This is a genomic window from Achromobacter veterisilvae, from assembly GCF_037619525.1.
Taxonomy (GTDB): domain Bacteria; phylum Pseudomonadota; class Gammaproteobacteria; order Burkholderiales; family Burkholderiaceae_B; genus Achromobacter; species Achromobacter veterisilvae.
This window is the reverse complement of the sequence record NZ_CP148753.1, coordinates 1,529,471-1,550,209: the sequence shown is the minus strand read 5'-3', so window position 1 is coordinate 1,550,209 and position 20,739 is coordinate 1,529,471. Positions and strand designations below refer to the sequence as shown.

Here is a 20,739-nt window from a genome sequence, read left to right as displayed (position 1 = left end):
GTAGCCGACGGCATCCCGCCATGCCGCCCGGGCGCCCCCGCCGGTCACGCGCCGGCCTCCCAGGGTTCCTGGCCCAGGTATTCGTAGCGCTCGGTATTCACGCGCGAAATCCGCCATTCGACAGGCTGCCGCTTGTAGGAAAAGGCCACGCGGCGGATCTCCAGCAAGGGGCTGCCTTCGGCCACGCCCAGCGCCCGCGCCTGCGCGCGCTCGGCCAGGCAGGTCCGCAGGCGCTCGTCGGTCGCGATCACGTTCACGCCGAAGACGTCCTGGTACAGCGCGTACAGCGTGCTGGCTCGGTCCCGCAGATGCGCTTCGGTCATGCCCGGAAAGCACGACTCCGGCAGGCAGAGTTCGTCCATCATGACCACGTCGCCATTGAGCGACAGCACGTTGGAAAACTCGAACACCATCGCGCCCGCGGGCAGGTCCAGCTTTTCGCGGGCGATGGCCGACGCCTTCTGCCGGCGAAAGCGCAGCAGCTCGGTCGTGGGGTAGGACTTGTTCCCGTCCTGCCGCACGATGCGGAAGAACTTGAAGAAGTGGTGGTTGCGCGTATGCACCGCCACGTAGGTACCGCGCCCCTGATGGCGCACCAGGATGTTCTCCGCGGCCAGTTCGTCGATCGCCTTGCGCAAGGTGCCGATCGACACGCCGAAGCGTTCCGCCAGGAGTTTCTCGGGCGGGATCGCCTCGCCCTGCTTCCACTCGCCTTGCGCCAGCGCGGCCAGCACGGCCTGCTTGACCTGCGCGTACAGGGGACTGCCAAGCGGCACAGTCGATGACAGGCTGGTGTTCATGGGTACATCGCAATAATCAGGAGCCCACAGTGTAGCGGCGGGGACGGAGCCGGCTCAAGTCATATAATTCATATATATGATTTAGTTGACATGGCGAATGCGTGGCCATAAGATTTCCTGGACGTAGCGTTCCGCGCCCGCCGCATCCGGCGGACGCCCAAGCCCAAGAGAGGAAAACAAATGATTCACGCCGTATTGCACGATGCGAAGGACACGGTGGCGGTCGCCGTGGTGGAAGGCGTCACCGCCGGAACGGAACTGAACGCCTGGATCATGGATGAGGACAAGATCATCCACCTGCGCGCGTCGCAGGACATCCCGATCGGCCACAAGGTGGCGATGAAGGACATGGCCGTCGGCGACACCGTCTTCAAGTACGGCGTCGACATCGGCCGCGTGGTGCAGCCCATCCAGGCCGGCCAGCACGCCCACGTGCACAACATCAAGACCAAGCGCTGGTAAGCCCCCCACCCCCGCACAGGAAACCACCATGTCCGTCATCAACGCCTCGACCACATTCCAGGGCTACCGCCGCGACAACGGCCGCGTCGGCGTCCGCAACCACGTCATCGTCCTGCCGGTGGACGACATTTCCAACGCCGCGGCCGAAGCCGTGGCCAACAACATCAAGGGCACCCTCGCCCTGCCCCATCCTTACGGCCGCCTGCAATTCGGCGAGGACTTGGAACTGCACTTCCGCACCCTGATCGGCACCGGCTGCAATCCCAACGTCGCCGCGGTGGTGGTGATCGGCATCGAAGAAGGCTGGACCAAGCGCGTCGTGGACGGCATCGCCGCCACCGGCAAGCCCGTCATGGGATTCAGCATCGAACTGCACGGCGACCACGACACCATCATGCGCGCCTCGCGCTGCGCCAAGGAATTCGTGCACTACGCCACCGCGCTCGGGCGCAGCGAATGCCCCATCGCCGACCTCTGGGTCTCCACCAAATGCGGGGAATCCGACACCACCTCGGGCTGTGGCGCCAACCCCACCGTCGGCAACGCCTTCGACAAGCTCTACGCGCTGGGGTCCACGCTGGTGTTCGGCGAAACTTCCGAACTGACCGGCGGCGAGCACATCGTGGCCGAACGCTGCGCCAACGACGCGGTGCGCGAACGCTTCATGTTCATGTTCAACCGCTACCAGGACATGATCGACCGCTGGAAAACGAGCGACCTGTCCGAATCGCAGCCCACCAAGGGCAACATCGCCGGCGGACTGACGACCATCGAGGAAAAGGCGCTGGGCAACATCCAGAAGATCGGCAAGCAATGCCGCGTGGACGGCGTGATCGACAAGGCCGAGATCCCCGACGGCCCGGGCCTGTGGTTCATGGACTCGTCCTCCGCGGCGGCCGAAATGGTGACCCTGTGCGCGGCCTCGGGCTATGCGGTGCACTTCTTCCCCACCGGCCAGGGCAACGTGATCGGCAACCCGATCCTGCCGGTCATCAAGATCTGCGCCAATCCGCGCACCGTGCGCACCATGTCCGAGCACATCGACGTGGACACCAGCGGCCTGCTGCAACGCGAGATCGACCTGGGCCAGGCCGGCGACAAGCTGCTCGAATGCATGCTGGCGACGGCCAACGGCCGCTGGACCGCCGCCGAGGCGCTGGGCCACCGCGAGTTCGTCCTGACCCGGATCTTCGAAAGCGCCTGACCGCAAGACAGGCATCAAAGGGCGCGTCCGCAAGGAAGATTGCGGACGCGCCGTCATGTCCTCACCCGCATCATCCCGCAAGTCCCGCAGCACCATCGCAACAACACCAGCAGACCCGGGCGATTCCGCCACGGCAGCACAGGCGGTTGCATTCCTACCCGGGCGCCACCCAAGGAGGAAGACAGATGAGTAGCGAACACGACCTCACCCCCGACGCCGCGCAACGCCGGCGCCTGCTCGGCGCGCTCGGCGCCGCCGGCTTCTGCGCCCTGGCGCCGTGGGAGCGCGCGCTGGCGCAGAAAAGCGCCTGGCCGGAGCGGCCGATCAACTATGTGGTCCCCTTCCCGCCCGGCGGGCTCACCGACGTGGCGGCGCGCCAGGTCGGCAAGGCGCTGAGCGACGCCGAACGCTGGAACGTGGTGGTGGAAAACAAGCCCGGCGGCAGCGCGAACATCGGCGCCGCGCACGTCGCCCATGCCGCGCCCGACGGCTACTCCTGGCTGGCGATCACGCTCACGCACGCGGCCAACGTCACGCTCTTCGCTGGCAAAGCCGGCTACGACCTGACCCGCGACCTGACGCCCCTGGCGGGGCTGGCCTCGTCCCCCATCATGGTGGTGGTGAACGCCAAGAGCGACATCAAGAGCATGGCCGACCTGGCGAAGGCCGCCCGCGCGAAATCGCTGTCGGCGGGCTCCAGCGGCAACGGCACGCCCCCGCATCTGACCCTGGCGCTTTATCAGAAGCTTACCGGCCTGCCCATGATGCACATTCCATACAAGGGCGGCGCGCCGTCCCTCACGGACCTGATCGGCGGCCATCTGGACGTGGTGTTCTCCAACTATCCAGAATCGCTGTCCCACGTGAAGAACGGCTCGCTGCGCGCGCTCGCCATCACCACCCACGAACGCAGCGCGGACCTGCCCGACGTGCCCACGGTAAAAGAGGCGGGCCTGCCCGACCTGATCGTGGAGAACTTCACCGGCGTGCTGGCGCCGGCGGCCACGCCGCCCGAACTGGTCAAGCGCATCGGCGGCGCCATCGTCGCCCAGATCTCGCAGCCGGCCATGAAGCAGGCCCTGCTGCAACTGGGCTTCATACCGCAACCGCGCGGCCCGGAGGAATTCGGCGCATACCTGAAGTCGGAAGTGGAGCGCTGGGCAAAAATCATCCGTGAAGCCAACATCCAGGTCGCCTGAGTCGGGAAAAGCCAATGCACATTGTCATTTCGGAGTTCATGGATACGCCCGCCATCGAAGCGCTGCGCCAGCGGTTCGATGTGCGGTACGCGCCGGACCTGGTGGAACAGCGCGACGCGCTGCTCCAGGCCGTGGGCGACGCCGACGGCCTGATCGTGCGCAACCGCAGCCGGGTCGACGCCGCCCTGCTCGAGGCGGCGCCTCGGCTGCGGGCCGTGGGCCGCCTGGGCGTGGGGCTGGACAACATCGACCTGGAGGGCTGCGCCGCGCGCGGCATCGCGGTGGTGCCGGCCACCGGCGCCAATGCGCGCGCCGTCGCCGAATACGTGATCGGCACGGTGCTGGCCCTGCTGCGCGGCGCCTATTTTTCGTCGGCGGAGGTCGCGGCGGGGCAATGGCCGCGCAACGCGCTCTCGCAAGGCCTGGAAGCCCAGGGCCGGACGCTCGGCATCGTGGGCTTCGGCGGAATCGGCCGGCTGGCCGCCCGCCTGGCGCGCGGACTGGACATGCGCGTCGTCGGCTGCGACGCGGCGCTGCCGCCGGACCACCCCGCGTGGGCGGAATCCGGCGTCGCCGCCCTGCCGCTGGACGCGTTGCTGGCGCAGGCGGACGCCGTCACGCTGCACCTGCCGCTCACTGCTGGCACCCGGAACCTGCTGGACGCCGGCCGCATCGCGCGCCTGCGGCCGGGCGCCGTACTGGTCAATACGTCGCGCGGCGGCATCGTCGACGAAGCGGCGCTGGCCGAAGCGCTGCGGGCCGGCCGCCTGCGGGGCGCGGCGCTTGACGTGTTCGACCAGGAGCCCCTGCCCGCCGGCAGCCCCCTGGCCGGCGCGCCCAACCTGATTCTCACGCCGCACATCGCCGGGTTGACGCAGGAAGCCAACACCCGCGTTTCCGACATGGTGGCGGCCGGTGTGACAATAGCCCTTACCGGCGGCGCCGCGGCTGCGGCGGCCTCCGCCCCCTGACAGGAAGGATATGGCTCACATCTATCTGGACGAACTCCAACACCTCGCGGCGGCCGGACTGGCGGCCGCGGGCGCCAACCCCGCGATGGCGGACAGCACCGCGCGGGCGCTGGTCTACGCCGAAAGCCAGGGGCTCGGCTCCCATGGCCTGTCGCGCGTGCCGTTCTACGCCGGCCACCTGCGCGCCGGCCGCGCCATCGGCTCGGCCGTGCCGCGCATCGTGCACGAACGCGGCGGCGCGGCGCTGATCGACGCCGGCTCGGGCCTGGCGTTTCCCGCCTGCGCGCTGGCCGTGGAACAGGCCGCGTCGCGGGCCCGCGAACACGGCGTGGCCTTCGTCGGCGTCGCCAACAGCCACCATTTCGGCGCGGCCGCGTATCACCTCGAAGCCCTGGCGGACGCCGGCCTGGTGGCGCTGGCGCTGAGCAACTCCCCGGCCGCCATGCCCGCCTGGGGCGGCAAGCGTCCCCTGTTCGGCACCAATCCCATCGCCGCGGTGTTCCCGCGCCGCGGCGGCGCGCGCCTCCTGATCGACCTGTCGCTGTCGCAGGTCGCGCGCGGCAAGCTGATGATCGCCGCCCGCGACAACCAGCCCATTCCGCTGGGCTGGGCGCTGGACGCCGAAGGCCAGCCCACCACCGATCCCAAGGCCGGCCTGGCGGGCAGCATGCTGCCCGCGGGCGGCGTCAAGGGCGCGATGCTGGCGCTCATCGTCGAACTGCTGGCGTGCGCGCTGACCGGCGCCCACTTCGGTTTCGAAACGGAGTCGTTCTTCGTGGACGACGGCGGCCCGGCGCGCCTGGGCCAGGCCTTCCTGGCCATCGACCCCGGCGCCCTGGCCGGCAACGGCGCCTATCTGGACCGCGTCGAAATGCTGGTCGAAGCCATGCTGGAAGACGAAGGCGTGCGCCTGCCCGGCGACCGCCGCCGCAAACTGCGCGACGAGGCCCTCAAGCACGGGGTGGATGTGCCCGACGCGCTGATGGCCCAGCTTCGGGAAATGGCCGGCGCGGGCTGAATGCGGGAAGCGCGGCGCGGGGCACCGGATGTCGCCGCGCCCAGCCCGTCAAGCCGTCCGGAAAACCCACAGCATCACCGGCGCCAGCAGCAGGAACGCCACCGTGGACACCAGCACCGCGCCGGCCGCGGTGTCGCCCAGGGGCGTGTAGCGCTTCACGTACATATAGCTGACCACCGCGCAGGGCATGGCCATCTGCAGGCTCAGCGCGCCGGCCAGCACCGGTTCCAGGTCCAGCATCCACACCACCGCCAGGCCCGCCGCCAACCCCACCGCCAGCCGGATGACGGCGACCTTGGCGCCGGCGCGCAGGCCGCTGGACGGGATCAGCGCCAGCGCATGGCCCAGGCTCAGCAGCATGAGCGGCACGGTCACCGCGCCCAGCATGCGGGACGTCTCGACGACCCAATCGGGCACCGGCGCGTGCAGCATGCGCAGCCCCACCGCCACCCCCGACGCCAGCAGGATCGGGCTTTTCCAACTGCCCTTGGTGTTCACCCCCGGCAGCAGCCGCACGGCGATGGTGTGCATGACGAAGGAATTCACCGCGAAGAAGGCCACCGCCACCGACAGGCCCGCGTCGCCGAACGCCATCTGTGAAATCGGCAGGCCCAGATTGCCGGCGTTGGGCAGGAAGGCCGTGGGCAGCAGCGTGCGCACGGGCAGCTTCCACGCCCGCAGCAAAAGCGCGCACACCAGCGCGCACAGCGCCAGCGCCAGCAGGGTCGCGACGGCCACGTCGGCCAGCGCGCGGTCGTCCAGGTGAGTGGTGACGAAGGTGTGGAACACCAGCGCCGGCGTGGTCACCGACGTGACCAGCGTGGTGATGAAGGAACCGCCGAACGGAAGGTCGCGCTTGGCCCAGAACACCCCGATGCCCACGCAGGAAAGCAGGGGCAGCATCAGCACGATGGCCGAAAAATAGAACTGCGCGATGGCAGGCATACGACTATTCCGTCAAAGATAAGAAGACTGATGCGCCTGGGCATCGTTGCTTGCCGGGCGGCCGGCCCGGACCGCAGCATGAGGCGACTCGTCAACTGAAAAGCTTCCCGCCCCAGCCGCCATGTCCGCCACGCCCCACCACGAGCCCCTGTCGGCGCGCCAGGCCGCCTGCCTGCGATGGGCCGCGCTGGGCAAGACCAGTTGGGAAACCGCCCGCATCCTGGGCGTGAGCGAAAGCACGGTGAATTTCCACTTGCGCAACGCCTGCGCCAGGCTCGGCGTGCGGGGCCGGCGCGCCGCGGCGGTCGAAGCCCTGCGGCGCGGCCTGCTCAAGCCCCTCACGGCTTGATGACGACCGAACGCAGGAACTCGCGCGCCCGTTCGGCCGGCAGGCTTTCCTGGGTGCCCGCCGCCACCGCTTCGATCAGCATGGTGTCGGTCACCCAGACCTTGGCCTGCAGCCATCCCGGCTTGCCCATGGCCTTGCCGTGCACCTCGATCACCTCCCCGTAGGGCGGCCATTCCATGGGCGGCATGGCCTGCATATTGGTATAGAGCGAGCGCATCAGCGCCATGCCCAGCGCGCGCCTGGCCACCGGATCCGCCGCGATGTCCGGCGGCAGCGGGGCCGATCCCACGGCGAATACCGCCTCGCCCACGTTGGCCGTGACCAGGGTAAAACGCAGGGTATGGGTATCCAGCTTCAGGTCGCGGGTGTCCGTCATGACCCGGTCCGGAAAGGCCGCGCGTACGTGGCCGTCGGCCACGTCCACTTCGCGCCAGTTGTAAGCGGGCGAGCACGCGGCCACCAGCAGGGCCAGCCCCACGATTGCGCCGGCTTTCTTGAACATGAAACGAAACAGCGATGAAATCGTCATTACCCGAGGACCGATGGTCTATTCATTTCGAGGAAGCCAGAAATTGTCGCCGATTTCCATGACCCCCGCGCCCGACGGCACGCCCTTGGCCAATTATGTCTGGCCGGCCGCCCCCAATGTGCCCCCGCCCATCGACGGGCCGGGCGTGCCCAGTATCTACCTATTGCACGGGCTGAGCGAGCATGCGGGGCGCTATGACCGGCTGGCGCGCTGGCTGGCCGCGCGCGGCTGGACCGTCGGCGCCCACGACCACCGGGGCCACGGCCATTCGGGCGGGCGGCCCGCCACCCTGAAGCGCCAGGACGACCTGACGGTCGACGCCGTCGAGCGCCTCCAGGCCTGGACCCGGGTCCAGGGGCGTCCGCCCATCGTGCTGGCCCACAGCCTGGGCGCCCTGGTCGCCGTGCGGATCGCCCTGCGCGGCCTGGCCGGGATCGACGCCCTGGTGCTGAGTTCCCCGCCCTTCGTCGTCAACGTCCCGCTGTGGGTCCGCCGCACGCTGACCTGGATGTCCCTGCACGCGCCCGACCTGCGGGTGCCCCACGGGCTGGCCCCCGCCCGCATCTCCCACGACCGGGCCGTGGTGCAGGCCTATCGCGCCGACCCCCTCGTGCGCCGCCGCATGACGGGCCGGCTGGCCCGTTTCGTGGACGAGGCCGGCCGGGAAGCCCTGCGCGAAGCCCCGCTGCTGCCCTGCCGCACCCTGCTGATGGTGGCCGGGGACGACTCCATCGTCGCCGCCGAAGGCAGCCGCCAGTTCGCCCAGCGGGCGCCGGCCGAACTGCTGACGCTGCGCTGGTACGACACCGCCTGGCACGAGATTTTCAACGAAACCGCCCCGATCGCCGATCCCGTCTACGCCGACCTGGACGAGTGGCTGGCGCGCACGGCGCAGGCATTGTCCCTGTCCCCAGTATTGACTCCCTCGGCACAGGAGGCTGGCACCCCGTAAAATCCGGCCACAGACCCAAACGAGAAGAATCCGTGACCGATACCGCCGCCAACCGACTGTCCCGCCTAGAGGCCAACCGCTCGCTGCTGACCCAGACTCTGCGGGGCATCGAAAAAGAAGGCCTGCGCGTGGACGAGCAAGGCCTGCTGGCCCGCACGCCGCACCCCGCCGGCCTGGGCTCGGCGCTGGCCAACGAGCACGTCACCACCGATTATTCCGAATCCCTGCTCGAACTCATCACGGGCACGCATACGGACGTCGACGCGCTGCTGGCAGAACTGACGAACACCCACCGCCACGTCTATAGTGTGCTGGACCATGAACTGATCTGGAACCAGTCCATGCCCGCCACGCTGCCGCCCGAGGCCGACATCCCCATCGCCTGGTACGGCACGTCCAATACGGGCATGCTCAAGCACGTGTACCGCCGCGGCCTGGCCGTGCGCTACGGCAAGACGATGCAATGCATCGCGGGCGTGCACTACAACTTCTCGCTGGCCGAAGACCTCTGGTCTGTGCTGGACATCCAGCCCGGCACCGTCCAGGACCGCCGCTCGCGCGGCTACATCGGCCTGATCCGCAACTTCACCCGCTATTCCTGGCTGCTGATGTACCTGTTCGGCGCGGCGCCGGCGCTGTCCAGCGGCTTCCTGCGCGGACACGAACATCCGCTGCAGAAACTGGGCGACAGCACGCTGTACCTCCCCTACGCCACCAGCCTGCGCATGAGCGACCTGGGCTACCAGAACAAGGCGCAGTCGTCGCTCAAGCTCTGCTACAACGACCTGGACACCTTCCTGGGACGCCTGTACGACGCCGTGACGCAGCCCTGGCCCGATTACCAGAAGATCGGCACCCACCGCGACGGCGAATGGATCCAGCTCAACACCAACGTGCTGCAGATCGAAAACGAGTACTACTCCAGCATCCGCCCCAAGCGCGCCACCGGCCGATGTGAGCGGCCCGTCACGGCGCTGGCCGAACGCGGCGTGCAGTACGTGGAAGTCCGCTGCCTGGACATCGACCCGAATTCGCCCGTCGGCATCGACGCCGCCACCAGCCGCTTCGTCGACGCCTTCCTGCTGTTCTGCACCGCGTCCGACAGCCCCTTCTTCCCCGCCAACGGCTATTGCCAGCGCAGCGCCGACAACTTCTCGACCGTCGTGAAGGAAGGCCGCAAGCCCGGCCTGGTGCTGGACCGCGAAGGCCAGGCCATCGGCCTGGCGCAATGGGGCCACGAACTGCTGGACCAGATCGCGCCCTACGCCGCGCTGTTCGACTCCGCCCTGGGCGGCAGCGCCTATGCCGAGGCGCTGGCGGCGCAGCGCGCCAAGCTCGACCATCCGGACTCCACGCCGTCGGCGCGCCTGCTGGCCTCGCTGACCGACAGCGGCCTGTCCTTCCACGACTATTCGCTGGACCTCAGCCGCAAGCACGCGGACGCCCTGCGCGCGCAGGCCCTGCCGGCGGACCTGGCCTCGGCCTACGAGCAGGCCGCCGCGCAGTCCGTGGCGGAGCAACTGCGCCTGGAGCAATCGGATACCGAAGATTTCGCCACCTACGTCGCGCGCTATCACGCGGCGCTGAAGGCGCCGCTCAAATAAGCCGCGTCGAATAAGGCGTATCGTTAGGGTTTTGGTCCGCGCCGGCTCCGGGCGCCGCGGGCCGCTCTGTCACATCAGGAGGTTTTCCCCATGCGCCGCACCGCAACATTCCTGCTGGCCTTGGCCGCCAGCGTGGCGGGGATCGTCCATGCCGCGCCGCCCATGCGGACCGTCGAAACTGTGGACCTGAAACGCTACGCCGGCATGTGGTACGAAATCGCGAATTTCCCCATGTTCTACCAGCGCGACTGCGTGGGAGACACGACCGCCGAATACACCCTGCACCCCGACGGCACCGTCGGCGTCAACAATCGCTGCCGCACCAAGGACGGCGATATCGATTCCGCCTCGGGCACCGCCAAGGTCGTGGACGGCAGCAACAACGCCAAGCTCGAAGTCTCGTTCTTCAAGCCGTTCAAGGGCGACTACTGGGTGATCGGCCTGGACCCGGACTACCGCTGGGCGGTCGTCGGCACGCCCGACCGGAAATACCTGTGGATCCTGTCCCGCTCGCCGCAATTGCCGAAGGAAGAACTCGACAAGGCGCTCGCGGCCGCGAAGGCGCAGGGCTACCAGTTGGACGAACTGCGCTATACGCCCCAACGGTAGGGTTCAGCCCAGGTAATCGCGCGCCAGCCTCACGACGGTGACGCCCGGCTTGAGTTGCCGCAGCGACGGCATGACCAGGGTGCAGCGGTCATAGGGCGTCACGATGGGCTGGCCGTCCGCCCAGCCCAGGATCGACCCGGCTTTTTCCAGCGTCTCCAGGCCCGTCCAGGCTTCGGAGAACCGCAGGTCCATGGACGGCGCGACCACGGCGTCCGTCACTTCCAGCACGCGCTGCCCGGCCGGATCGGCCTGCAGCCAGCCGGACGGCAGGTCCGCCGCATCGGCCACGCCGGATTCGGTCAGCATGCGCGCCACCATGTCGCGGGCCACGCCGCGCGAGGCCGGGTCGCCATGGAAGCCGCATTCGATCAGCAAGGCGCAGGCGTCTTCGCGCGCGGGGTCGCCGAACTGGGCGAAGTCGCGCATGCGCACGCCGTCCTTGTGGCCCGCGTCCACGATCACGTGCCGGGGCGCCTTCAGGCGCCGCGCCAGCGCGATGTTGCGCGGCAGCACCCCGGTCAGCAACAGCGGTTCGCCCGGCTCGTGCATGGAATGCAGGTCCAGCAGCCAGTCCGCGCGCTCCACCCAGGGACGCAGGGCCGCCGCGCGCCGGCGGTCGGCGGTGATCGCATCGTCCAGGCGCTCGGCGCTCCAGACGCGGTTCATGTCTTCCTGCACGAAGCGCGAGGCATCGTGGCTGGCCGGCGCGAAGCGGTCGAAGGCCTCCAGGTTGCAGAAGGCCAGCGTCAGGCTGCCGCGGCGCGGCCGCAGGCCCGCCGCCAGCAGGTCCTTCAGCGCCCAGGCGCCGCACAACTCATTGCCGTGCACCAGCGCGGACACCATGAGCGCCCGTCCCGGCGCCCCCGAATCGAAATGCCATACGCCCGGGGTGCCGGTATTGCCGGCGCGCTCGGCGCCGAGGTCGGGAACGGGAAGCTTGAATTCCATGAAACGTCGTCCGCTGATGTGCTGTGCCTTGCGCCTTGCCGCGCTTATTGGGCTTCGATCCTGGCGGCCTTGACCAGCTCGCCGTACTTCCTGGTTTCGTCGGCCTGGTAGGCCACCGGATCTAGGCCGGGCTGCGCCAGTTGGCCGCCGGCTTCCTGCATCTTGGCGCGGAACTGTTCCGACTTCAGCGTTTCCGCCAGCGCGGCGCGCAGCTTGGCCGCCACCGGTTCGGGCAGGCCCGCCGGGCCGTACAGCGCGAACCAGACGCTGATGTCGACCGACTCGAATCCCGGCGTCTCGGCCAGGGCGGGCAGGTCCGGCGCCACCGGCGAACGCTTCTTCTCGGTCACGCCCAGCGCCACGATCTTGTCGCCGCGGACCTGGGGCAGGCCCGAGGACAGCACCAGCATGCCGTAATCGAGCTGGCCGCTCATCAGGTCGGTCACCAGCGGCGCCACGCCGCGGTAGGGCACGTGCTCGGCGCGCGTGCTGGTGGACTGGTTGATCATCTCGCCCGCCAGGTGCAGGGTGGTGCCCACGCCCGAGGATCCGTAGTTGAAGCTGCCGGGCGCGGCGCCGCGCAGCTTTTGCAGGTATTCGGCCGCGGTCTTCACGCCGGAATTCTTGCTGGCGGCCAGCAGCATGGGCTGCGAGGCGATCACGCCCAGCGCCGAAAAGTCCTTCACGCTGTCGTACTTGACCGCGCTGTTGATCATGCGGGCGATCACCATTTCGTTGGTGGAGCCCAAGAGCAGCGTGTAGCCGTCCGGCGCGGCGCGCGCCACGCGCTGCGCGCCGATCGTGCCGCCGGCGCCGCCCACGTTCTCGACCACCACGCTCTGGCCCAGACGCTTGGCCAGTTCTTCGCCGAACAGGCGCGCGGTCAGGTCCACGCTGCCGCCCGCCGGATAGCCCACCACCAGCGAAATGGCGCGGTCGGGGTAATCGGCGTGCGCCGACGGCGAGACGGCAAGGGCGGCGGTGGCGCAGAGCGCGGCAAGCGCGCCGCGCAGCGGATGCGGTACGGATTTCATGGCTTTCTCCCTGGGGTACTGGCTTGGACGGCGGCGCCGTCTCGTTTGAAGTGTCGGGAGCTATTCTCGGCTCACCGGCGGGAGAGCCCCGTGCCGAATGGACACATTCGAGTGCCGATCCGGCTCGGGCCCATGGCCGGGCGCCTCAGGCCTTGCGGTTCGCCGTGGCTTCCCAGACCGCTTCGGCCAGGCCCGCCAGGCGGGCGCGCGGACGGTACAGGCGCACCTCGAAGGCGATTTCGTCGCTGCGCCCGCCCAGGGCGGCCAGCGCGCCCCGGCGGCAATCCGCCGCCACCATGGACCAGGGCAGCCAGGCCACCCCCAGCCCCTTGGCGACCGCGCCGTGCGCGGCGTCCAGCGAATCGCTGCGCAGGAACGGCGCCAGGGAATAAGGCGTGGTTTCCAGGCGGTCGCCCACGATGCGCTCCATCGCCAGGCCGCCCGCGTAGGTGATCAGCGGCGCGGACTGCCCGCCTTCCTGAAGGACATGGCGGGCGCGGCCGCGCGAATCCGCCTGGCTCACGGGCACCAGCTTGTCGGTGCCCAGGGTCATGTAGCGGTACCGGCCGGGGCTCAACTGCACCGACAGCGCGGGATGCTCGTAGCAGCACAGCAGGTCCACCTTGCCCTGCTCCAGCCGCGCCGCCATGTCCTGCGTCCTGCCCGTGGACAACTCGACCTGGGTGCCCTCGACCAGCACCTTGGGCGCGCGCAGCCGCAGGCGCGCGATCCAGTCGGCCACCAGCGTGCGGGCCAGGCTGCGGCCGGTGGCGATGCGCAGCACCGCCTCGCCGCCCGCGCCCGAACTGCGGATGCGGTGGCGCACCTGCCCCATCTGCTCCACCACCTGGACCGCCGTCTTCAGCAGGGCCTCGCCCTCGGCGGTCAGGACCACCGGCTGGCGCTGCCGCTCGACCAGAGGCGTGCCGGCCCAGGCCTCCAGCGCGCGGATGCGCCGCCCGAAGGCGGGATGCGTCACGTGGCGCAGCTCGGCCGCGCGCACGAAACTGCCCGTCCGCGCCAGGGCTATCAGGTCTTCGAGAAGTTTCAGGTCGGCCATGGACGCCAAGCTTACGCCATCAGGCGCTGGCGGCCTGCCTGCCGGCCTGCTCGAGGACCTGTTCGATGAATTGCGCGGTCTTGCGGTAATGCGCGGCCAGCGTGGCGGCCGCCCGGTCCGCGTCGCGGGAAAGCGCGGCCTCCAGCAACAGGCGGTGCTCCTGGTCGACGTTGCGCTGCGGGCCGTAGGCCGTGACGCCCGCAAGCGCCGGGCGGCGGTAGCGCTCGGTCTGCGCATAAAGCTGCGCCGACAGGTCCAGCAGCCAGGGAGAGCGGCAGGCGCCGATCAGCGCATGGTGGAATTCCCGGTGCCGGGCCTCCAGCGCGTCCTCCCGGTCCGGATCCGGACCGGCGGATTCGGCCGCGCGCCGCGCGGCCAGCGTCAAGGCATGGTAGGCCCCCACCAGCCGCGCCTCCCAGGCGTCGCCGGCATGGGCAAGCGAACGCCGCAAGGCGTCGCAATCGATCAGGATGCGGGTTTCGCACGCGTCCCACAGTTCCTCGGCGGACAGCGGCGCGACGCGGAACCCGCGCGACGTCGTCGCCACCACCATGCGTTCGCTGCGCAGCCGGTTCAAGGCCTCGCGGATCGGCGAAAAACTGCTGCCGTAGCGCTGCTTCAGCAATTCCAGCCGCAGGGACTGGCCCGGCGCGAACGCGTCGCCCATGATGTCGCGCCGGAGCCGGCGATAGACCTGCTCCGACAGCGTGATTTCCTCGACGCCGGCGGTCCCGTCGGCGCCGGGCTCGTCCTCGATGGGGCTCTTGATTCTCGGCTTCAACCTATGCTCCCGCCCGCAACGATTACACCGCCACCACTGGATGGCGCAGCGTGCCGATGCCTTCCACGCACGCCACCACCACGTCGCCCGGCCACAGCCATTCCTGCGGCTTGCGGCCCGCGCCCACGCCTTCCGGCGTGCCGGTGGCGATGATGTCGCCGGGCTCCAGCGTGATGCCGGCGCTGATGTCGGAGATCAGGAACGGCACCTTGAACAGCATGTGGCGCGTGTTCGAGCCCTGCTTTTTTTCACCGTTCACCGTCAGCCACAGGTCCAGCACCTGCGGATCCGGAATCTCGTCGGCCGTCACGATGCAGGGCCCGAACGGCGCGTAGGTGTCCTGCCCCTTGGAATAGATCCATTGGCCCGCGCGGCGGCAATCCCGCGCGCTCATGTCCAGCATGACGCTGTAGCCGAACACGTAGGACAGCGCATCGGCCTCGGCCACGCGCGAGGCCCGGCGGCCCATGACGACGGCCAGCTCCACTTCCCAGTCCAGTTGCTGCGTGATCTTCGCGTTGTGCTCGATGGCGTCGCCCGGGCCGATGACGGCGGTGGGCGGCTTGGAGAAAATGACCGGCTGCTTGGGCAGGTCGGCCGAGGTGTCCAGCGTGCGGCTGGACTCCGCCACGTGCTCCACGTAGTTCAGGCCGATGCCGAAGATGTTCTTGCGCGGGCGCGGAATGGGCGCCAGCAGCTTGACGTTGTCCTGCGGAAGCGCGGTGCCCACCGGCCATGCGCCGCGGTACGTTTCCATCAGGCGCGTGGCCTGCTCCACGGCGACCGGGCCCAGGTCGATGAAGTCCAGCATGTCGGCGGGCAGGTCCACGCCCCCCTTCTGCCCCAGCAGGGCCAGGTCCACTACATAGCCGTCGGCCAGCGCGCCCAGCCGGGCGGCGGCGGCGGGATGAGCGCGAAACGTTACCAAGCGCATAGATACTCCAGGAATCCAGGAAGGGTTGCGTCGGGCCCGGCGGCGCCGGGCGGGAGATCGAATCTAGAGTTTCTGCCTGCCGCCGTTCTCCGCCAGCGCTTCCTCGCGGTACAGCGCCAGCGACCGCATGACGGGCAGGTCGTTGAAACAGAAAAGGCAGGCGTCGTCGTTGGACGACAGGTTGGCGTGTTCATGGATGGCCCAGGAAGGCACGCAGAAGATATCGCGCTCGGTCCAGTCGTAGCGCCTGCCGTCGATGACCGAAAAGCCGCTGCCCTTGGCCACCTGGTAGATGAAGCTGCCGGTATGGCGGTGCGCCTTGGTGTGTTCGCCCGGCCGCAGCATCTGCATGCTGGCGCCGATGGTGGGCATGACGGAGCCGCCGGTCGCCGGGTTCACGTATTCCAGCAGGATGCCGTCGTAGGGGCTGCCGGCGGCCGTGCGCGCATAGCGGCGCAGCGCCTCGTAGGTGGGTTCCCATTCGTACTTGAACAGGGGCGAATAGGGCTTGGTCCAGCCGGACACCTGCGGCCGCAGGGCCACGCCGCCCCAGGCGCCGCTGGTGTCGTCGACCGGGTGCGTCACCGCCTGGTTCAGGTCGGGGTGCACGGCGTAGAAGCCCGCCTCCAGCGCATTGACCAGCGGAATGTCCAGCCCGTCCTGCCAGATGCAGGTGGTGCCGTCCTCGGCCACGCCGTGCTCGTGCCAGGTGCCGTTGGGCGTCAGCACGAAATCGTTCGCGCCCAAGGTCATCTTGTGGCCGTCCACCACCGTGTACGCGCCCCGGCCTTCCATGATGAACCGCAGCGCGGAATGCGAATGCGCGTGCGCCGACGCCAGTTCGCCGGGCTGCATCACCTGCAGGCCGGAATACAGCCAGCCGACCGCCGCCGCCACGTCGCGGCGGCCGGGATTGTTCAGGTAGATCACCCGCCGGCCGGCTTCTTCCGGCGACACCAGTTCGGCGGAACGCAGCACATGGCCGCGCAGGTCGCGATAGCGCCACACCACCGGCACCGACGCGGACCGCGGCGCCCAGGGCTCTATCTTGTTCGCCACCGTCCACAGCGCGCCCGTCTCCAGCCGCGCCAGCGCTTCGTAATACGCCACCCGCTCGGGCGAGTCGGCCACATTGGCCCGTCCGGCGACGTTTTCACGGTAGGCGTCGTAGCGGTTCGCTTCCATCCCTTGCCTCTATTTTTATAAAACCAAAAGGATTTTCGAAAATATTAGGGAGATAGGGCCGATAGGGCAATGCGCGGACGCTAGGGGTTTTCCGCAGGAACGGGCGCCCCGGACAGAAATCCGGCGACGCCGCTTGAAAAATACTGTACAAAAACACAGTTCTTCGTGATACATTTCGCTCGCCCGAAAAACTGTCGTCCAGGAGAATCCTGTGTCAGAAGCTGCCCATCTCGTCCAGTACATCGTCGTTCCCTACCGCACCGCCGGCAATGGCGTGGCGCCCGGTGAAATCCGCCCGGCCAGCAGCGAATTCGGAGCCATCCGGATCGCGAACTCCATGGCCTCCAAGTTCGCGGGCGTTGCCGCCTATGAAGTCCTGATCGACAAGGAAACCGGCGACATGGAATCGCCGCGCATTCTTGCGCAGATCGGGACCGTGCCCGCGCTGGACGATTGAAAGCCGAAGGGCCGCCCGCAAGGCGGCCCTTTGACGTCGAGGCCCCGGCGTTCGCCCGGGTTGTCTTGACGCCTAGCTTAAGTCCACGTCTTGATGCAGAATTTACGGCGTACCGGGCGCCCGCTCGCACGCCGTCTTTCTGCTCCCTCAATGGATAAACTTCGAATTGTCCTCGCGGACGACCATCCACTCGTTTTGGTGGGCATACGCGACCTCCTGGAAACGGTTCCCAACCTCCAGGTCACGGGAGCCGTTTCCAGCTCGACGGACCTCATTTCGCATCTGGAGAACAACCTCTCCAATGTAGTGATCACGGACTACTCCATGCCGGGCGACGATGCCTACGGCGACGGCATGCGCCTGATCAAGTACCTGGTGCGGCGGCACCCCGGCCTGCACATCGTCGTGCTGACCATGGTATCGAACCCGATGATCATATCGGCGCTCTACGATGCCGGCGTCGCCGCCGTGGTTCTCAAGCGCGACAACCTGGCCGAAATCCTCACCGCGCTTTCCATGCTGCGCATCGGAAGAAAGTACTATCCTCCCGGCTTCCTGCGCGACTCCACGACCAGCATCCAGCGCAGGCCCATCGGCGAATGCATCAACAGCCTGTCGCCGAAGGAATTCGAAGTGCTTCGGCATTTCGTCCGCGGAGAAACGGTCACGCTGATCGCCGAAAACCTGAAGCGCAGCGTCAAAACGATCAGCGGCCAGAAGGCTTCCGCCATGCGCAAACTGAATGTGCAGACCGACCAGGAACTGGTTGCTTTCTGCATGGAGAGCGGGCTGTTCCAGTAGCCTCCATCCCTCCCGACTTTTAAGAATTGTCTTGTTCTTGGAGGACGGCGCGACTTCTATCATCGTTGCATGATCGTCGCCCCCCGCCTTCCCCGGAAGCTGAGCCCCGCCGCCCCCGGCGTGCCCATGCTTCTGCTGCATCTGTTTGCCGTGGCGCTGCTCGCGAGCATCCTGGTGGGAACGGCGCTCTGGCTGTACTGGTCGTTCAGCGGCGAAGTCTCCAAATACCGCCGGCGCATGAACGCCGCCGCCTACAACGCGCAGGTCTTCTTCGACCAGCGCGAAGGGCTGCTCAGGTCGGTCGCCGGATCCTCGGTGCGCAACACCGACGGCATGCCGGCCGCGCGCACCCCGAAAACCTTCGGCGAAACCGGGCAGGTCAGCGTCACTCCGCTGCTGAAGGAAAACAATACCTACGAATGGGCGCTCGTCCTGACGCCCCGCGACCGCGCCGACGTGGCCGCCGCCAACGCGCGCATCGTGTACGCGCCGGCCCAGGAACCCGCCTCGCGGCGGCTTCCCCTGGAAACCCGGCGGCGCGCGGCGCCCATCTCCGCGCGCACCGGGCAATGGCTGTCCGAAACCCTCGCCCTGCGCGACCCCAGCCCCGGACTGGACGGCCGCGCGCCCATCGTCTGGCTGCGTCCGCCCATGGACGAAGTCGACCGCTTCTTCCTCTACACCCCGCTCGATGCCTCGAGCCACGACCGCACCTGGATCGGCCTCGAAGTCGACGGCATCGCCGCGGTCATCGCGGCGGAATGCGCCAGCGACGGCGGCAGCTATGCGCTCTACGACAGCAACAGCCGCGTGGCCCTGCACGGCGGTCCGCTGCCCGCGATGATCGATCCGGTGGCGTCCCGCCTGGGGCAGGACTCGTTCGGATTCCAGGGCGGCAACTGGTTCCCCGAGAACCTGGTGCTGGTCAAATCCGTCGGCGAAGCCGGCTGGAAGCTCGCCTACTACGTGCCGATGCGCGACGTGCTGCGCCATGGCGCGGCCGCGTTCTGGACCGCGGGCGCGGTCTGCCTGCTCCTCGTGGCCGTGGTGCTGCTTGCCGTGCGGCACATCAAGAGGAAACTCGTCGAACCCGCGCTGCGCCAATACGAGGCGCTGACCGACAGCGTCGCGCTCAACGACAAGATCATCGAGGTCGCGCCGGTGGGGCTCAGCCTGGTCCGGCGCGCCGACGGCGAACTGATCATGTCGAACGAAGCCGCCCGGCGCCTGCTCGACGAACACGACGGCTGGCGCGGCGACATCCGCCACGCCACCGCCGCGACGGGCGGCCGCGAATACGCCCTGACGGACGGCCGCAGCGTCTACCTGGCGTTCGCCGCCATGACCTACCGGTCCGAGGACGTCGTGCTCTGCGGCATCAGCGACATCACCGGCCAGAAGGAAATCGAGCGCACGCTCAGGAACGCCAAGCTGGCGGCCGACAAGGCCAGCGAAGCGAAAACGATGTTCTTCGCCACGATCAGCCATGAAATCCGCACCCCGCTCTACGGCATCCTCGGCACGCTGGAACTCCTGGCGCTGACGGGCCTGAGCGGGCAGCAGCAGCAATACCTCAACACCATCCAGCAATCCTCCTCGACCCTGCTGCGCACCATCAACGACACCCTGGACCTCTCGCGCATCGAAGCCGGGCGCCAGGAACTGGACGTCGCGGAATTCTCCCCGTCCGATCTCCTGGAACGCGTGGTGGCGAACTACGCGGCGCGCGCGCAAGGCAAGGGGCTGCTCATCTACGCCATCACCGACATCGACGTGCCCGCCGCCGTCCTGGGGGACGCCACCCGCATCCTCCAGGTCCTGAACAACCTGGTGAGCAACGCGGTGAAGTTCACCGAGGCCGGCCGCGTGGTGGTCCGCGCCGCCGCCGAGGCGCCAGGCCCCGGCCGCGTCTCGCTCCGGTTCCAGGTCGCGGACACCGGCGTCGGCATTCCCGCGGATTCCCAGGCGCAGCTCTTCGAACCCTACTTCCGCGCCCACGCCGGCCTCGAACGCGACATCTCCGGCACGGGGCTGGGCCTGGCCATCTGCCGGCGGCTGTCCGACCTCATGGGAGGCACCCTTTCCGTCGTCAGCGAAGAAGGCCTGGGCACCAGCATCGCCTTCGCCCTCACGCTCGACGTGCCCACGCCGGCGGCGCCCGCCCCGCTCAAGCGGCGTCCCGTGTACGTCGACGGGGCCGTTCCCGAAGTCGTCACGAACCTGTGCGGATGGCTGAACGCGTGGGGCGCCGTGGCCATGCCCTACCGCGGGCACGCGGATACGCCCGAATGCGAGGATGCGGTGCTGGTGCAGGCCTGGCCTCCCTCCGCGCAGGAGCCCCGCTGGAAGCACGGCAGGGTCCGCGTCCTGGCCCCGGGATCCAGCCGCGATTCCCTGGTGTCCGCCGTGGCCAAGGCCGGCATCACCAGCACCTTCAATCCCGCCAGCATCGGCCGGGCCGTCCGCATGGCGCAGGACGGCATCGAACGGCCCGCGCTGGGCCAGGCCCACGCGCAGCGGATATCGCTGGGGCTGCGCGTGATGGTGGTCGAAGACAACGTCATCAGCCAGATCATCCTGCGCGAACAACTGGAACACCTGGGCTGCACGGCGACGATGCTCTCCAACGGCGCCGAGGCCCTGCGCCACTGGGACGCCCTGGACCACGACGTCGTCATCACGGACCTCAACATGCCGTTGATGGGCGGCTACGAACTCGCGCGCTCGCTGCGCAAGCTGGGCTACACCGGAGCCATCCTGGGCCTGACCGCCAGCGCCGCGCCCGAGGCCACCCGCCTGGGCCTGGACGCGGGCATGGACCAGGTGCTCCTGAAGCCCCTGCCCATCCTGGTCCTGGCGCAAACATTGCACGACCTTGCAGAGGATCTGAACTGAAT

21 protein-coding genes are annotated in these 20,739 nt (G+C 68.6%); 12 read left to right on the top strand and 9 right to left on the bottom strand.

Annotation, left to right across the window (positions count from 1 at the left end):
• Window positions 1-44: 44 nt before the first annotated feature.
• Window positions 45-800 (bottom strand): GntR family transcriptional regulator, encoded by a 756-nt coding sequence (locus tag WHX56_RS07225; protein ID WP_129241497.1) that lies wholly within the window; start codon window positions 798-800, stop codon window positions 45-47.
• A 180-nt stretch (window positions 801-980) separates the two neighbouring features.
• On the opposite strand from WHX56_RS07225, the gene WHX56_RS07220 reads away from it, so the two are divergent.
• From WHX56_RS07220 to WHX56_RS07200, 5 genes are all read left to right on the top strand, one after another.
• Complete coding sequence (locus tag WHX56_RS07220; RefSeq protein WP_129241496.1) at window positions 981-1,262, top strand: UxaA family hydrolase; 282 nt, start codon at window positions 981-983, stop codon at window positions 1,260-1,262.
• A gap of 28 nt (window positions 1,263-1,290) precedes the next feature.
• Window positions 1,291-2,466, top strand: coding sequence for a UxaA family hydrolase (locus WHX56_RS07215; protein ID WP_129241495.1), 1,176 nt, complete (start codon window positions 1,291-1,293; stop codon window positions 2,464-2,466).
• A 185-nt stretch (window positions 2,467-2,651) separates the two neighbouring features.
• Complete coding sequence (locus WHX56_RS07210) at window positions 2,652-3,665, top strand: Bug family tripartite tricarboxylate transporter substrate binding protein (RefSeq protein WP_129241494.1); 1,014 nt, start codon at window positions 2,652-2,654, stop codon at window positions 3,663-3,665.
• A 14-nt stretch (window positions 3,666-3,679) separates the two neighbouring features.
• On the top strand, window positions 3,680-4,636 hold the full coding sequence (locus tag WHX56_RS07205) for a hydroxyacid dehydrogenase (protein ID WP_338880865.1): 957 nt from the start codon (window positions 3,680-3,682) through the stop codon (window positions 4,634-4,636).
• Between the two features lie 10 nt (window positions 4,637-4,646).
• Window positions 4,647-5,654: an Ldh family oxidoreductase gene (locus WHX56_RS07200; RefSeq protein ID WP_338880864.1), complete on the top strand. Its 1,008-nt coding sequence runs from the start codon at window positions 4,647-4,649 to the stop codon at window positions 5,652-5,654.
• Between the two features lie 48 nt (window positions 5,655-5,702).
• Here the strand turns inward: WHX56_RS07200 and WHX56_RS07195 are convergent, their stop codons facing one another.
• Window positions 5,703-6,599 (bottom strand): AEC family transporter, encoded by an 897-nt coding sequence (locus tag WHX56_RS07195; protein WP_129241491.1) that lies wholly within the window; start codon window positions 6,597-6,599, stop codon window positions 5,703-5,705.
• 121 nt (window positions 6,600-6,720) lie between these two features.
• Between WHX56_RS07195 and WHX56_RS07190 the strand changes: the two genes are divergently transcribed.
• A complete protein-coding gene (locus tag WHX56_RS07190; protein ID WP_129241490.1) occupies window positions 6,721-6,948 on the top strand; it encodes a helix-turn-helix domain-containing protein in 228 nt (75 codons plus the stop codon).
• Here WHX56_RS07190 and WHX56_RS07185 read toward each other — a convergent pair.
• Window positions 6,938-7,477, bottom strand: a complete 540-nt coding sequence (locus WHX56_RS07185) for a hypothetical protein (protein ID WP_338880862.1) — start codon at window positions 7,475-7,477, stop codon at window positions 6,938-6,940. The two genes, WHX56_RS07190 and WHX56_RS07185, sit on opposite strands and share 11 nt — an antisense overlap.
• A gap of 58 nt (window positions 7,478-7,535) precedes the next feature.
• Between WHX56_RS07185 and WHX56_RS07180 the strand changes: the two genes are divergently transcribed.
• From WHX56_RS07180 to WHX56_RS07170, 3 genes are all read left to right on the top strand, one after another.
• Window positions 7,536-8,429, top strand: a complete 894-nt coding sequence (locus tag WHX56_RS07180; protein WP_338880861.1) for a lysophospholipase — start codon at window positions 7,536-7,538, stop codon at window positions 8,427-8,429.
• Between the two features lie 32 nt (window positions 8,430-8,461).
• Window positions 8,462-10,033, top strand: coding sequence for a glutamate--cysteine ligase (gene gshA, locus WHX56_RS07175; protein WP_338880860.1), 1,572 nt, complete (start codon window positions 8,462-8,464; stop codon window positions 10,031-10,033).
• A 90-nt stretch (window positions 10,034-10,123) separates the two neighbouring features.
• Window positions 10,124-10,642 (top strand): lipocalin family protein, encoded by a 519-nt coding sequence (locus WHX56_RS07170; protein ID WP_129241486.1) that lies wholly within the window; start codon window positions 10,124-10,126, stop codon window positions 10,640-10,642.
• A gap of 3 nt (window positions 10,643-10,645) precedes the next feature.
• Here the strand turns inward: WHX56_RS07170 and WHX56_RS07165 are convergent, their stop codons facing one another.
• The 6 genes from WHX56_RS07165 to WHX56_RS07140 all read right to left on the bottom strand — a co-directional run bounded on the left by WHX56_RS07165 (window position 10,646) and on the right by WHX56_RS07140 (window position 16,584).
• Window positions 10,646-11,590 carry a succinylglutamate desuccinylase/aspartoacylase domain-containing protein gene (locus tag WHX56_RS07165; RefSeq protein ID WP_287754974.1) on the bottom strand — a complete coding sequence of 315 codons (945 nt, stop codon included), beginning with the start codon at window positions 11,588-11,590 and terminating at the stop codon, window positions 10,646-10,648.
• 44 nt (window positions 11,591-11,634) lie between these two features.
• Window positions 11,635-12,624, bottom strand: coding sequence for a Bug family tripartite tricarboxylate transporter substrate binding protein (locus WHX56_RS07160; protein WP_129241484.1), 990 nt, complete (start codon window positions 12,622-12,624; stop codon window positions 11,635-11,637).
• Between the two features lie 145 nt (window positions 12,625-12,769).
• Complete coding sequence (locus WHX56_RS07155) at window positions 12,770-13,684, bottom strand: LysR family transcriptional regulator (protein ID WP_338880859.1); 915 nt, start codon at window positions 13,682-13,684, stop codon at window positions 12,770-12,772.
• Between the two features lie 19 nt (window positions 13,685-13,703).
• Window positions 13,704-14,465, bottom strand: coding sequence for a GntR family transcriptional regulator (locus tag WHX56_RS07150; RefSeq protein ID WP_338880858.1), 762 nt, complete (start codon window positions 14,463-14,465; stop codon window positions 13,704-13,706).
• 22 nt (window positions 14,466-14,487) lie between these two features.
• The gene (locus WHX56_RS07145) at window positions 14,488-15,399 is read right to left on the bottom strand and encodes a fumarylacetoacetate hydrolase family protein (protein WP_129241481.1); all 912 of its coding nucleotides are present in this window, start codon (window positions 15,397-15,399) and stop codon (window positions 14,488-14,490) included.
• 63 nt (window positions 15,400-15,462) lie between these two features.
• The gene (locus WHX56_RS07140) at window positions 15,463-16,584 is read right to left on the bottom strand and encodes a cupin domain-containing protein (RefSeq protein ID WP_338880857.1); all 1,122 of its coding nucleotides are present in this window, start codon (window positions 16,582-16,584) and stop codon (window positions 15,463-15,465) included.
• Window positions 16,585-16,795: 211 nt separating this feature from the next.
• Between WHX56_RS07140 and WHX56_RS07135 the strand changes: the two genes are divergently transcribed.
• From WHX56_RS07135 to WHX56_RS07125, 3 genes are all read left to right on the top strand, one after another.
• On the top strand, window positions 16,796-17,041 hold the full coding sequence (locus tag WHX56_RS07135; protein ID WP_129241479.1) for a hypothetical protein: 246 nt from the start codon (window positions 16,796-16,798) through the stop codon (window positions 17,039-17,041).
• Window positions 17,042-17,191: 150 nt separating this feature from the next.
• Window positions 17,192-17,842, top strand: coding sequence for a response regulator (locus WHX56_RS07130; RefSeq protein ID WP_129241478.1), 651 nt, complete (start codon window positions 17,192-17,194; stop codon window positions 17,840-17,842).
• A gap of 126 nt (window positions 17,843-17,968) precedes the next feature.
• The gene (locus WHX56_RS07125) at window positions 17,969-20,737 is read left to right on the top strand and encodes an ATP-binding protein (RefSeq protein ID WP_338880856.1); all 2,769 of its coding nucleotides are present in this window, start codon (window positions 17,969-17,971) and stop codon (window positions 20,735-20,737) included.
• The last annotated feature ends 2 nt before the right edge of the window (window positions 20,738-20,739 follow it).

What these genes read in the sequence shown, in the direction of transcription:
- WHX56_RS07225 (WP_129241497.1), bottom strand. Translation starts at nt 800, where the DNA reads ATGAACACCAGCCTGTCATCGACTGTGCCGCTTGGCAGTCCCCTGTAC.
- WHX56_RS07220 (WP_129241496.1), top strand. Translation starts at nt 981, where the DNA reads ATGATTCACGCCGTATTGCACGATGCGAAGGACACGGTGGCGGTCGCC.
- WHX56_RS07215 (WP_129241495.1), top strand. Translation starts at nt 1,291, where the DNA reads ATGTCCGTCATCAACGCCTCGACCACATTCCAGGGCTACCGCCGCGAC.
- WHX56_RS07210 (WP_129241494.1), top strand. Translation starts at nt 2,652, where the DNA reads ATGAGTAGCGAACACGACCTCACCCCCGACGCCGCGCAACGCCGGCGC.
- WHX56_RS07205 (WP_338880865.1), top strand. Translation starts at nt 3,680, where the DNA reads ATGCACATTGTCATTTCGGAGTTCATGGATACGCCCGCCATCGAAGCG.
- WHX56_RS07200 (WP_338880864.1), top strand. Translation starts at nt 4,647, where the DNA reads ATGGCTCACATCTATCTGGACGAACTCCAACACCTCGCGGCGGCCGGA.
- WHX56_RS07195 (WP_129241491.1), bottom strand. Translation starts at nt 6,599, where the DNA reads ATGCCTGCCATCGCGCAGTTCTATTTTTCGGCCATCGTGCTGATGCTG.
- WHX56_RS07190 (WP_129241490.1), top strand. Translation starts at nt 6,721, where the DNA reads ATGTCCGCCACGCCCCACCACGAGCCCCTGTCGGCGCGCCAGGCCGCC.
- WHX56_RS07185 (WP_338880862.1), bottom strand. Translation starts at nt 7,477, where the DNA reads ATGACGATTTCATCGCTGTTTCGTTTCATGTTCAAGAAAGCCGGCGCA.
- WHX56_RS07180 (WP_338880861.1), top strand. Translation starts at nt 7,536, where the DNA reads ATGACCCCCGCGCCCGACGGCACGCCCTTGGCCAATTATGTCTGGCCG.
- WHX56_RS07170 (WP_129241486.1), top strand. Translation starts at nt 10,124, where the DNA reads ATGCGCCGCACCGCAACATTCCTGCTGGCCTTGGCCGCCAGCGTGGCG.
- WHX56_RS07165 (WP_287754974.1), bottom strand. Translation starts at nt 11,590, where the DNA reads ATGGAATTCAAGCTTCCCGTTCCCGACCTCGGCGCCGAGCGCGCCGGC.
- WHX56_RS07160 (WP_129241484.1), bottom strand. Translation starts at nt 12,624, where the DNA reads ATGAAATCCGTACCGCATCCGCTGCGCGGCGCGCTTGCCGCGCTCTGC.
- WHX56_RS07155 (WP_338880859.1), bottom strand. Translation starts at nt 13,684, where the DNA reads ATGGCCGACCTGAAACTTCTCGAAGACCTGATAGCCCTGGCGCGGACG.
- WHX56_RS07145 (WP_129241481.1), bottom strand. Translation starts at nt 15,399, where the DNA reads ATGCGCTTGGTAACGTTTCGCGCTCATCCCGCCGCCGCCGCCCGGCTG.
- WHX56_RS07140 (WP_338880857.1), bottom strand. Translation starts at nt 16,584, where the DNA reads ATGGAAGCGAACCGCTACGACGCCTACCGTGAAAACGTCGCCGGACGG.
- WHX56_RS07130 (WP_129241478.1), top strand. Translation starts at nt 17,192, where the DNA reads ATGGATAAACTTCGAATTGTCCTCGCGGACGACCATCCACTCGTTTTG.
- WHX56_RS07125 (WP_338880856.1), top strand. Translation starts at nt 17,969, where the DNA reads ATGCTTCTGCTGCATCTGTTTGCCGTGGCGCTGCTCGCGAGCATCCTG.